At 64.9% G+C, this 12,158-nt stretch carries 9 protein-coding genes; 3 read left to right on the top strand and 6 right to left on the bottom strand.

The genetic code is table 11. The features are described 5' to 3' along the window. Positions 1-261: 261 nt before the first annotated feature. The 6 genes from IIB36_00480 to IIB36_00505 are packed head-to-tail and all read right to left on the bottom strand — an operon-like array spanning position 262 to position 7,746. Positions 262-1,563: a hypothetical protein gene (locus IIB36_00480; GenBank protein MCH7530218.1), complete on the bottom strand. Its 1,302-nt coding sequence runs from the start codon at positions 1,561-1,563 to the stop codon at positions 262-264. Then, positions 1,563-2,198, bottom strand: coding sequence for a c-type cytochrome (locus tag IIB36_00485; GenBank protein ID MCH7530219.1), 636 nt, complete (start codon positions 2,196-2,198; stop codon positions 1,563-1,565). Before IIB36_00485 ends, IIB36_00480 begins: the two co-directional genes overlap by 1 nt. After that, positions 2,191-2,715 (bottom strand): DUF3341 domain-containing protein, encoded by a 525-nt coding sequence (locus IIB36_00490; protein ID MCH7530220.1) that lies wholly within the window; start codon positions 2,713-2,715, stop codon positions 2,191-2,193. Before IIB36_00490 ends, IIB36_00485 begins: the two co-directional genes overlap by 8 nt. Then, positions 2,712-4,088 (bottom strand): polysulfide reductase NrfD, encoded by a 1,377-nt coding sequence (gene nrfD, locus IIB36_00495; GenBank protein ID MCH7530221.1) that lies wholly within the window; start codon positions 4,086-4,088, stop codon positions 2,712-2,714. Before nrfD ends, IIB36_00490 begins: the two co-directional genes overlap by 4 nt. Continuing rightward, positions 4,088-7,111 carry a molybdopterin-dependent oxidoreductase gene (locus tag IIB36_00500; protein ID MCH7530222.1) on the bottom strand — a complete coding sequence of 1,008 codons (3,024 nt, stop codon included), beginning with the start codon at positions 7,109-7,111 and terminating at the stop codon, positions 4,088-4,090. The genes nrfD and IIB36_00500 overlap by 1 nt, the downstream gene beginning before the upstream one ends. Positions 7,112-7,131: 20 nt before the next feature. After that, entirely contained in the window at positions 7,132-7,746 is a 615-nt protein-coding gene (locus IIB36_00505) for a cytochrome c3 family protein (GenBank protein ID MCH7530223.1), read from the bottom strand. 323 nt (positions 7,747-8,069) lie between these two features. Between IIB36_00505 and IIB36_00510 the strand changes: the two genes are divergently transcribed. Genes IIB36_00510 through IIB36_00520 form a run of 3 tightly spaced genes read left to right on the top strand, consistent with a single transcriptional unit; the run spans position 8,070 to position 12,135 of the window. After that, positions 8,070-9,053 carry a MoxR family ATPase gene (locus IIB36_00510; GenBank protein MCH7530224.1) on the top strand — a complete coding sequence of 328 codons (984 nt, stop codon included), beginning with the start codon at positions 8,070-8,072 and terminating at the stop codon, positions 9,051-9,053. Beyond that, positions 9,050-10,129: a DUF58 domain-containing protein gene (locus tag IIB36_00515; GenBank protein ID MCH7530225.1), complete on the top strand. Its 1,080-nt coding sequence runs from the start codon at positions 9,050-9,052 to the stop codon at positions 10,127-10,129. Before IIB36_00510 ends, IIB36_00515 begins: the two co-directional genes overlap by 4 nt. Further along, on the top strand, positions 10,126-12,135 hold the full coding sequence (locus IIB36_00520) for a DUF3488 domain-containing protein (GenBank protein MCH7530226.1): 2,010 nt from the start codon (positions 10,126-10,128) through the stop codon (positions 12,133-12,135). Before IIB36_00515 ends, IIB36_00520 begins: the two co-directional genes overlap by 4 nt. The last annotated feature ends 23 nt before the right edge of the window (positions 12,136-12,158 follow it).

A 12,158-nucleotide genomic window follows, 5' to 3' on the forward strand; every position in this document is an offset into this window, starting at 1 on the left:
GACCCAACAAGGAAAAACGGTAATGAGACCGACGGATGGGTTCTGCTCAGAGCGCGCAGGCGTACCCCGCGAACAAGCGACGAAGACGGAAACCGGAGTCCGGCAAAGCCGGCCTCCGGGCGAGCAAAGCGAGCGAATTTCCGCGCAGGAGCTTAGCCCCCCGCGAACCCAAACCAAGCGCCCACAGCCAGCGTCCCCCAGAGACCCCGATTAAGCCGAAGCGCGGCGAGTAGAGCCCATCCGGCGGTCCCTGCACAGAGGTTAGTCCGCAGCCACCAACTCAGCCTCGAAAACCTCCGGATCCACCATAGGCTGCCAGAGCTGCATCGCCGGAAACGTGCTCAAGAACCACCGCACCGCCCCCAGATACAGTCCCAGGAACATGCACCCGATCAGCGGCTGCCAGATCGGGAAGACCTCTTCACCCTCGTGCCACAGCGAAGGTGCCACCAAGCCGTAGCGCTCCAACCAGAGGCCCACAACGATCACCGACGTGAAGAACGCCAGCAACTTCGGCTTCATCTTCGCTTTCCGGCCCAGCAGCCCTGCGAACGGGATCACGAAGCAGAGCACGATCACCATCAGCCAGTACGGGCCCCACGACGCCGGGTCCGACCGGGTCACGATCCACGCCTGCTCCCACGGCAGCTTGCCGTACCAGATCACGAGGTACTGACCGAAGAACAGGTAGGTCCAGAATACGCAGAACGCGAAGGCGAGCTTGCCGATGTCGTGCCGCTGCTGCAGCCCGATGTGGTTCTTGAAGTCGTCGTGTTGAGTCCGCAGGTAAAGACTCCACAGCGCGGTGCATGCGATCCCGCCCCAGAACGCGCCCATGAAGAACCACGGACCGATCATCGTGCTGTACCAGTGCGGCTCGAGCGTCATCACCCAGTCGTACACGATGACGCTCATGACGAGGGCGTACACGATGACAAACGCAGGAGCGATCGTGGTCATGCGCTTGTAGCTGTTGACCTCTTCCTGCTCCTGGCCCATCCAGCCCTGGGTGAGGCGCTCGCGCCACGTCGCTCGTGCCCGGTCACCTCCCTCGGCGCCCCTCGTGAGCCCCATGTCCGGGCGCACCGCGTGGTACACGAAGTACAGCGCCATGCCGAAGAGCAGAAGCACGCCCACAAGGTTCCGTGTGACCAGGAACGGCATGTTCAGATACGCCGCCTTCTTCTGCACGATCGGGTCCGTCGCCATCATCTCGATCCAGGGGAAATAGTTCTCCCGGAGGAAGAGCAGCATCGGCAACATCAGCAGGAACGAGATCGGCAGGAACGCCACGAACGACTGGCTGACGCGGCGCATCGACCAGTTCCACTTGGCCTTGGTGATCCATGTCACGAACGCGAAGAGCACGCCGCCGACCGAGATGCTCGTGAAGTACAGCCAGTTCGACACGTAGCTGATCCAGGCCGACTCCGGATCCTGGCCGAGCCGAATCACGAATGCCGCGAGGCCGACCAAGAAGAGGCCTCCCGCCAGCATCGAAGCGTTCTTCGAACGCGGCAGGTACCGGACCGGAACTTCCGAGGGGATGTCGATGTTAGCCACTACTCGTCTCCTCCGGCAGGCGTGTTACCCGCCTGCCGTTGGAGCTGCCTGACGTAGTTCACGACACTCCAACGGTCGAAGTGCGTGATCCGGCTGCCGTACTCGGGCATGAGCCCGCGCCCGACGCGAATTATCGCGTAGATGTACTGTTCGCTGTACGCGGCGACCTGCTCACCGGAGACGTTGTAGGCCGGAAGCAACGGGTGCTTATCCGCGATGTACGCGTTCGCGCCGACCCCGTCCGGGCCGTGACACACGACGCAGAAGCGCATGTACATCTCCTCGCCACGCGCCATCGACACCGCATCGTTCGGATCCATCGGGTTTACGAGCCCCTGGATCACCGGCCCGCCCTCACCCGGGGTGCCCAGATCCAACTGTGTGAACCGCGGCACGTCGACGCCCTCCGGCTGTCCGAGGTTGACCTCACCCGGCGCGGCTGGATAGTTGCCCGACGCGAATGCCACAGAGTTCTCAGGCGCGCCGCGCGGGTTCTCGTACGGGTCGAACGAGCGCTGATCGCGCATGCTGCGCCCGAAGACGAGGACCGCAACGTCGTCGAGCGGTTTGCAACCGGCCAGCGTCATGAGCGCGAGGGCCGCAACGAGCGGGCGGCTGAACCGGAAGTTAAGCATCGGCCCCTCCTTCTCCCTCGCGAAGCTCGATCGGCTCCTGCCTGTTCAGGATGTTCCTCGCCTCGTCGAGGCGACCGCCCTCCGCCTCGACGTATACGCCGTAGCGCCCGGCCGTGAACTCGGGATCATAGACCACTGCGGGTCTCAAATTGGGCAAGCGACTGAGAATGAAGAGGCCGATCAAAGTCGACAACGCCCCGAAGAGAATCATCAACTCGAACGCGATGATGATGTAGGCCGGAATCGAGACGATGGGTTTGCCACCTACCACCAGAGGCCAGTCCATCGAGGTCCACGTGGTGAACGCAAAACCCGTCGCGGCTCCCGTGAGGCCACCTACCAGCGTCCAGACGCGAACCGGGCTCTGGTCGTAACCGAGCGCGTGCTCGATGTGGTGATCGGGGTACGGTGAGTACGCCTTCACCCCCTTGAATCCGGCTTTCTTGAGCTGCTCGATCGCGTCGACCGTGGAGTCGAGGTACTCGTACGAGGCGAGGAGCCCTGCAGTGCTACTCATGAGTGGGCCTCCTTCTGCCTACGCATCGGTGGTGGCAGGACCTCCTTGAGCTCTTGGATCGCGACGGGCGGAAGGAGTCTCGTGAAGAGCAGGAACCAGAAGCCGAACCAGCAGAAGCTGCCGATCAAGATCCCCATCTCGGTGAGGGACGGCCGGTAGATGCCCCACGCGAACGGCTCGTACTCGTGGTGTAGCGACGTGACGACGATCACGTAACGCTCGAACCACATCCCGATGTTGATGAAGATCGAGATGACGAAGAGCGCCGGGATCGAGTGCCGCACCCGCTTGAACCACAGCATGACCGGAACGAAGACGTTGCACGTCAGCATGATCCAGGTCGCCCACCAGTAGGTGCCGAAGAGGCGGTTCCAGAAGGCGGTGCGCTCGATTTCCTCACCGCTGTACCACGCCATGAAGAACTCGGAGATGTACGCGTAAAACACGATCAGCGACGTCAGCAAGCAGAGCTTGGCCATCGCGTCGAAGTGCTTCGTGGTGAGGTACGCTTCGAGGCCGAAGGCCTTCCGGATCGGCACGACGAGCGTGATGACCATCGCCACGCCGGAGTAGATGGCTCCGGCGACGAAATACGGCGCGAAGATCGTCGCGTGCCAGCCCGGCACGATCGTCACGGCGAAGTCCCACGAAACGACCGAGTGCACCGAGAGCACCAGCGGCGTAGCGAGCGCCGCGAGGAACATGTACGCCTTGCCGAAGTGGTGCCACTGCTGGTCGGTGCCGCGCCAGCCCATCGAGATCACCTGGTACAGCTTCTTCCTCAGCCCCGTGGCTCGGTCACGCGCCGCCGCGAGGTCCGGGATCGTGCCCAGGTAGAAGAACGTCGCGGACACCGTGAAGTACGTTGTGATCGCGAATACGTCCCAAACCAGTGGTGACTTGAAGTTCGGCCACAGGAACCGGGAGTTCGGGTACGGCATGAGCCAATACCCGTGCCACACCCGCCCCATGTGGATCAGCGGGAAGAGGCCCGCGGTCATCACCGCGAAGACCGTCATCGCCTCGGCTGCCCGGTAGATGGCCTGTCTCCAGGGCGCTCGGAAGAGGAATAGAATCGCAGAGATCAGTGTGCCCGAGTGCGCGATACCGACCCAGAAGACGAAGGAGGTGATGTAGACGCCCCAACCGACAGGCGAGTTCAGACCCGAGACGCCGATACCCTTGTAGAGCTGCCAACCCCAACTGATGCCCAACAGGCCCACGCCCGCCACCGCCACCGCGAAGAGTGCCCACCATCCCTTGCCGGGGGTCTCGAGGGCTCGCAGGACGTCGCGGTTGACGTCGTCGAGCCTGGTGACGTCGGGGTGGGCTAGCGCTCCGCGAGCGATTGGGTCTTTGGTGGCGGTGGACACTATTCGTGCCCTCCCGCGGGCAACTCGTGGAACGTCACCTTCTTCAGGTAGTGCACGGCCGGCTGCGTGTTGACGATTTCGTCGAGAGCCCGGTACGTGCGCTCGCTCGAAATCACCTGCGACACGCGGGAGTTCGGGTCACGGACATTGCCGAAAACGATCGCCTCGGCGGGGCAGCTCTGCTCACAGGCCGGCACGATTTCACCGTCGTTGATCTCACGACCGCCCTCTAAAGCGGCACGGTTCTCGACCTCGCGGATGCGCTGCATGCAGAAGCTGCACTTCTCCATGACGCCGTTCGAGCGAACGGTGACGTCCGGGTTCCACTGCCAGTTCATCGGCTCGGGTACGTTTTCGTCCGTATAGCGATACCAGTTGAAGACGCGGACCTTGTACGGGCAGTTGTTCGCGCAGTACCGCGTGCCCACACAGCGGTTGTAGATCTGCACGTTCACCCCTTCGGGCGTGTGGTACGTAGCGAACACCGGGCAGACCGGCTCACAGGGCGCGTTGCCGCAGTGCTGGCAGATCATCGGCAGGAAGCGCACGTCCAGATCGCCCGCCTGCGTTGCGTCGATCTGCTCGTAGTAGCGCTCGATCCGCACCCAATTCATGTCCCGGCCCATGACGATCTGATCCTCACCGACCCAGGGCACGTTGTTCTCGGCCTGGCACGCGGTCACGCAAGCGCTGCATCCCGTGCACTTGTCGAGGTCGATCGCCATCCCCCAGCGCGGACGCTCGTGCGCATCGGCGTACTCACCGTGCCGGGCGCCCTCGAGCGGGAACGCCGTGGACGCGCCGCCCTCGGCTGGCACGGGCACGAATCCACCGGCGCCCTGCAGCTCCTGGAGTTCGCCGTGACCCTCCTCCTGCTCGCCTTCCACCGCGTGTCCGAGATCGGCGAGCGCCACGGCGGGCGCGATCTGCCGGTCGTGTTGATCGTTTGATCCCTCGATAGTCGCGATCCGGCGGCGCTCCCCGGTGGGAGTCACAGTGACGGTCGTCGCGAGCGTAACCATCGCGCCCGACGGTTGCTCCGACTCGGACGGCAGGAGCGCCAACGCGTTCACACCGCTTCCGTCGGCCCAGCGGCCCATGTTCGTGTGACCGCCGCCCATCGCGAGCGCGACCGCGTCCTCGCGGATGCCTGGATAGATCCAGACCGGAACGTCGACCGTGCCGTGCGGCGACGACACGGTGACGATGTCACCTTCGCGGATGCCGCGCTGCTCCGCAGTGTGCGGGTTCATCTCCAGCCACGAGTGCCACGTGATCTTCGAGACCGGATCCGGTAGCTCCAGGAGCCATGGGCTGTTCGAGAACTCACCGCCGCCGAAGCGCGGCGACGGGTGGACGAGAAGCGTCAGCTCCCCACCGAGATCGAGCGTCGGTGCGTCGAACGAGAGCGCGGCGTCCGGTGCCTGTAGCTGCGACGCCGCGGCCGTCGATCCCATTTCTTGTTCAACCGCGCCGGTGCGCAACGCCAGGCGCCACCAGGTCTCGAAGTCGCCCGTGGACGCGTCGTGCATCTCCATGTGGCGGTTGCGCATGAAGTCGTAGAACGTCGCCGCGCCGAAGTCGTTGCCCAGCTCCACGGACACCGCTAGCAGCACGTCACCGGCCTGCTTGGAGTCGAAGTGCGGAACCGGCTGCATGACCGGCTGTTGGAGCGCCATCACGCCCTGTCGAGGCATCGAGTCGCCCCACGCCTCGAGGAAGTGGCGGTCCGGCAGAATCAGGTCGGCCAGACCCGCGGTCTCGTCCATCGCCGAAGCGAAGGAAACTTTGAAGGTCACCTGATTGAACGCTTCCACGAAGCCGGACGCGGCCGGCATCGAGTACGCGGGATTCGTGCCGTGCACGATCGCGACGCCGACCTGGCCGACGGCCATCGCGCTCACTGCGGACTCCATGTCCGCATACGCGCTCGCCGCGGCGGTCACGCCCGCATCATAGTGGACCGTACGACCGACGTTGCCGGCGACGTCGTTCAGGATCATGACCGCGATGTTCGCCGCGGTCGCGTTCCGATGGTGACCACCCACACCGGGACCCAGTGCGAGCGTCGGGCTCTCGGAAGCGAAGCGCTCCGCGAGCTCACGGATCGAATCCTCGCTGACGCCTGCTGCCTGAGCCGCCGCCGCCGGGCTGTACGAACGTAGTACGTCGGCGTAGGGGCCCGCGGCGCTGGCATCATCCGCGATCACTGAGGCCATGCCGAGCGCGACCGCAGCCTCGGAGCCCGGTCGGATGGGAATCCACTCGTCGGCGTTCAGCCCTGTCGTCGAGAGCCGCGGCCCGAGGTATACGAAGCGTCCTTTCGAGCCCGCCGCATCCACCGCGCTCATCCGAGCGAGACCCTTGTTGTGGGCAACGGGCGAGGAACCGGTCTCGATGAAGTCGTTGCTGAACGACAGCAACAGCCTCGCGTTGGCGATGTCGTAGCGTGGCAGTCCCGCCGCGCCGTATGCGATGCGGGCCGCCTCTCGAAGCGGTGCGTCGGACACCGCGTCGTACTCGACGCGCGTACCGTTCACCGCCGTGACGAACTGGTCGACCAGATTGTTCATCGAGGGACCCATGCGACCACCGATGAACATCACGTTGCCGGTCGCGCGGATTCGCGCCGCGAGCAACTGCTCCGCCTCGTCCCACGTACCCTGCCGAAGGCTACCGCCCTCTCGGATCATCGGGCCGGGGAAGCGATCCGGGTTGTAGAGGTGCTGGAGCGTCGCATGACCCTTGGAGCAGAGACCGCCTTGAGAGACGGGGTGGTTGGGGTTGCCCTCTACCTTTACCGCGCGACCCTCGCGCGTGCGCACCCACATGCCGCACTGCGCGGAACAGCCGCCGCATACCGTCGTGTACCAGGTCGCGACACCCGGTGTGATCTCATCGGGGGCCACTACATATGGAAGCAGGCGTTCGACGTCCTTGGTGGAGCACCCTGCGAGGGTGGCACCGGCGCCCGAGACGCCGAGGACTTTCAGGAAGTCACGCCGCTTGATGCCATCGGTCATGTGTTGGATATCTCCGCCCTCTAGTAGTGGCAGACGGCGCAGTCCGTGGACGCCTGCGGCTCGCCGTTCTCATCCGGCTGCCGGTGGCAGTCCACACACCACCCCATGTTGTCACCACCCCAGACCGGATCTTGTCCGAAAAACAACTCCTTCACTGGAACCCACCATCCGTCCGGTTTGCTCAGCACTTCCATCTCCTGGATCTCACCATGGCACTGCTGGCACTCGAGACCGGCGTTGATGTGCCGCATGTGCGGGAAGTGCGCGTGGTCCGAGATCTTGTAGATCCTGACCCACGGAATCGGCTCGTCGCGCTCCATATACCCTTGGATTTTGGCCACCTCGTCCGGATTGTTCGTGCCGGGAATCGCCACGTGGCAGCCCCAGCAGGTCGCGACGGACGGGATGCCCGCGGCGACGGAACGCTCTGCAGAGAAGTGACAGAATTGGCAGTCCATGTTGTTCTGCCCAGGCTCGCTGCCGGCGTGCTGATTGTGGGGGAATGCGATGGGCTGCCCGGACTCGGACGGACTCTCGACTCCCTCTGCGCCCTGGCTACGTCCACCCTGGACGAACGCGAGACCGGCAAGCACAAAAACGCCGGCCAGCCCGCCTATGAGCCAACGCTTTCTCATGCGGACCTTGTTCCTGAAGGCAGCAGAGCGCCCCCGGACGAGGGGCGCCGGAAGGGCCCTTCTGCGATCCATCGACTCCTTGTGACAGATCGGAACAAGCCCTAAATGCGGCCTGAAGCTACGTGAACGATCGGGGTAGGGTCAAGACGGTCGAGACCCCCTCCGAGAAACCTTTTTCTCCGCGTGGGTGTTATACTTTTTCCACTTTGGCCCACCTGATTTTCGAGGCGAGCGAACACCCCCGATGCGGGCTATCTTTGGGCCCGCGACAACGCGGGTCGGCGGATCGTTCCCGACCCTGGTACCGCACTACGTGACTTCCGATGCCTGAAACGACGGCGCCCGCACCATCGAGGGCGACCCAACCCTCGTTGGAGCTCCTGGACCGTTTGGTGCAGGAAGTCGAGAAGGTCTTCCACGGAAAGAGCGAGGTCGTCCGGCTCGCGCTCGCTTGTGTGCTGGCGCGTGGACACGTGCTATTCGAGGACGTACCGGGAGTGGGCAAGACGACGCTTGCGCATGCGCTCGCCAAGACGCTGGGCGTGGGCTTCCGTCGTATCCAGTTCACCGCCGACCTGCTGCCGTCCGACGTTATCGGAGTCTCGGTGTACAACCCCAAGACCGCCGACTTCGAGACCCGTCGTGGCCCCCTCTTCACCAACGTCGTGCTCGCGGACGAGATCAACCGCGCACCCCCACGAACGCAGAGTGGCCTGCTCGAGGCGATGCAGGAGGGCAGCGTCACCATCGACGACCAGACGCACGAGCTACCGAAGCCTTTCGTGGTCATGGCCACGCAAAACCCGCTCGAGCATCACGGCACCTATCCGCTGCCCGAAAGTCAGCTCGACCGGTTTCTGATGCGCATCACGATCGGGTATCCGGGTCCCGAAGCGGAACGGCGCATCCTGACCGAGTCCTCAGCGACCGAGCCGATCATGGATCGCCTCCAGACCGTTCTCTCCACGGCACAGGTGCTGGCGCTGCAAGAGCGCGTCGAGGACGTCGAAGTCGACGATGCCATCCTCGACTATCTGATGGCGATCGTCGAGAAAACGCGCACGTCGTCTCAACTGCGTATGGGCGTGAGCCCGCGTGGTAACATCCACCTCTTCCGCGCGGCCAGGGCCCACGCGCTGACTCAGGGCCGCACGTACCTCGTTCCGGACGATGTCCGTGAACTCGTCGTGCCGTGCCTCGCTCACCGAATTCTGCCCACGGGCACCACCGGCTCCACCCTGGACGCGCACGAACAGGCAACCCGGATACTCGAGGGGATTCTCGACGAGGTGGAGGCTCCGGTTTGACTTCCGCGCTGTTCGCTGGGATCAAAGAGACATGGCGGAAATTCCGGGCCTGGCGGCGCATCAGCTTCACGTCGGGCGGGCTCGCCTTCACGATCGGCGCCTTGGCGGTCGGCTTCGCGGCGATGAACACGGGCAATAACCTGCTCTATCTGCTGCTCGGGTCGATGCTCGGCTTCATCGCCGTGAGCGGGTGGCTCTCCGAGCAAGCGATCTCGGGGCTGCGCGTGAAACGCCACCTGCCCCGCACGGTCACGGTGGGGCAACCGATGCGACTCGGCTACCACGTGCGCAACCTCAAGAAGCGGCTACCGAGCCTCACGGTGGAGATCTTCGAGGAGGGCCTGCCGGAGGGCGCGTTCCTGGCGTACGTTCCGGCGGGCGGCACCGCGGAGGCTCGTTCGACGAACAGCTTCCTGCGGCGCGGTATCTACCCACTTGGGACCGTGACGCTCTCGACGGCGTTCCCATTCGGGATGTTTGTGAAACAGCGGGACATCCAGGTCGCCGGAGAGGTCGTCGTGTGGCCGCGCTCGGACCGGCCGGTGCGCGCACCGTCACCTGGCGGTGGGCGCGCACCCAGGGTCGGCGTTTCGGCCCGGGGCGCCCTCGGCACCACCGGCGAGTACCGTACCCTGAGAGCCTACCGACCCGGCGACGACCCCCGTGACATCCACTGGCGTTCTTCCGCACGGCTGCTTGAACCCGTCATTCGCGAGTATGAGCGCGACGGGGCAGAAACGCGCTGGATCTGCCTCGATACGCGGACAGAACCGACGGACGCGGCCGAGGTAGCGGTCGAGGTCGCTGCGTCACTGGCCGCTCGCGCCATTGCCGAAGCCAGGCCCGTAGCGCTCGTGGCTGGAGACGTCGTCCTCGAGCCCGCCGAGGGCCCCGGTCAACTCGAGCGAATCCTCGATGCTCTGGCTCGGGTCGACTTCCTTCCGACGAACCCGGCGCCCGCCCCTCCAGTGGATCCTGCGTCGTGCATCCTCGTCTGTGTCGAGGGCGGCGGCAGCTTCGGCGACGTCTTCGCGGTGGGCAGGGACGCGCACATGCACGTCGAGGAGGCCGCGTGAGTCTGAGGTTGCTCCACCGACGGCTCGCTGTCTCCATGGGCCTCACCGGTTTGCTCGCGTTCGCGGGTGGCGCAGGCTTCGAGCCGATCTCCGCTGCGCTTGCCGCGCTCGCGCTCGCCACTGCCCTCTTCTGGCACCCGGATCGCGACCTCTCCGCGCGCATGGAGAAGGCCTTCTTACCTCTCGCAGTATTGCTCGTGGCCCGCGCGCTGATCCACGTCTTCGTCATCCAGGACGACGTGGTGATCCCGGTCGTCGATCTGCTGCTGCTGCTGCTCGCGGCGGAAGCGTTGCGGTCGCTCGACGCTCCGAATGATGTCCGACTCTACGCGCTCTCTTTCGCGCTGATCCTGGCGTCCACCGCGTATCGCCCCGGTATCGTCTTCCTGATCGCCTTTGTCGCATACATCGGTCTCGCGACGCTCACGCTCATGGTCGGGCACCTGCGCCGGGAGGCCGAGGCCCACAAGGTTCGGGAGCTTCCGCTCAGCCGAGAACTCGTTGCCACTACGGGAGCACTCGCCGGGGTGATCCTGATGGTGGCGCTCGTCGTCTTCGTCGCGTTCCCTCGCGTGTCTCAGGGATGGGCGGGACGCGGTGAGACGCTGGCTACGTCCATCGCGGGTTTCAGTGATCAGATCTCGCTCGGACAGTTCGGCTCGACGATTCTCGGCAACCCGGAGATCGTGCTCCGGGTCGAGTTCCCGGAGGGTCCGCCGGAGGACATCGCCTCGCTGCACTGGCGTGGTCGCTCGTACGACCTCTTCGACGGCATCCGTTGGGTGCGCTCGAGGGACCTCCCTCCGTCGGCGCTGCCGGGCTTCTATCGGGAACGGTGGAGCGGTGGCCTCATCGAGCAGAGGATCTTCGCTGCTCCGCTCGACGTGCGTGTGCTCTTTGCACTCCACCCCGCCATCAACATCGAAGGGGAGAACGGGATCCAAGCCCTCTTCGACAACGCGGGCGACCACCTCTACTGGGGCCGCGGCCCGCCTTCGTATACCGCATACTCACGATCTCAGCCGCCCGGGCCCAATTCCTTACGGGTCGCTGAGGGTTATACCCCCCGCGCCCGGCACTTCGTGCAGCTGTCGAACGATCTCGACCCACGCATCGCGGCCCTCGCGGACTCCTTGACCGCCGGAATCGACAACCAGTACGACCAGGCGGTCGCTATCCAACGGTATCTGCAAAGCTTCGAGTACACGCGTGAGCTGCCCGCCACCGCGCGCGAGGCGACGCTCGACTATTTCCTCTTCGAGCGGCAAGCCGGCCACTGCGAGTATTTCAGCACTGCGATGGCCGTCATGCTACGCACACTCGGTGTGCAGACCCGAAATGTGAACGGGTTCTTGGGCGGTCAGTGGAGCCGGTTCGGCGACTATCTGGTCGTGACGCAGAACGAGGCGCACTCCTGGGTCGAGGTTTGGTTCCCGAGCTACGGTTGGGTGATGTTCGACCCGACGCCCGCCGGCTCCGGATCGTCGGCCCAGCTCACTTCCTGGTTCTGGCCGGGGCGGATCTTCTTCGACGGACTCCAGCACCGGTGGAGCAAGTGGGTGCTCAACTACGATTTGGAGGATCAGATAGGCATGTTCGATCGCTGGTCGGGACTGTTGGGAAGCAGGACGCGTGACTCCCTGACCGGCGCGGGCGGCGAATCTGGGCGAAGCCCCCTCGGTGTAGCGCTGCTCCTGCTTCTCCTCGTCGCAGGCCTCTTCTGGGCTCGCCGTGGCGGCCGTGAGCTAGCGCCCGCGACGCGCGCGTACCTTGAGCTGCGGGAAGCGTGCGCGCGTGCGGAGCTGGGCATCACCGCGGGGCTGACGCCGCTGGCATTGGTGGCCAGAGTCCGAGAGCGCCGAGCGACCGCGGGACGAGCCGCGGAACGCGTTGTCGACCTGTACCTACGCGCACGGTACGGGCAGGAAGTGCTTGGTGAGTCGGAGCTTCGCGAGCTGAGCGAAGCGCTCGGGGTCGCGCGGAAGACCCTGCGCGCACGAGGGTGACCTACCATCACGGGACCACGGCA

Source organism: Gemmatimonadota bacterium, from assembly GCA_022560615.1.
In the GTDB taxonomy this organism is placed as follows: Bacteria; Gemmatimonadota; Gemmatimonadetes; order Longimicrobiales; family Gaopeijiaceae; genus UBA1138.

Coding starts and splice junctions, on each gene's coding strand:
- IIB36_00485 (MCH7530219.1), bottom strand. CDS start 2,198: ATGCTTAACTTCCGGTTCAGCCGCCCGCTCGTTGCGGCCCTCGCGCTC.
- IIB36_00490 (MCH7530220.1), bottom strand. CDS start 2,715: ATGAGTAGCACTGCAGGGCTCCTCGCCTCGTACGAGTACCTCGACTCC.
- IIB36_00500 (MCH7530222.1), bottom strand. CDS start 7,111: ATGACCGATGGCATCAAGCGGCGTGACTTCCTGAAAGTCCTCGGCGTC.
- IIB36_00505 (MCH7530223.1), bottom strand. CDS start 7,746: ATGAGAAAGCGTTGGCTCATAGGCGGGCTGGCCGGCGTTTTTGTGCTT.
- IIB36_00510 (MCH7530224.1), top strand. CDS start 8,070: ATGCCTGAAACGACGGCGCCCGCACCATCGAGGGCGACCCAACCCTCG.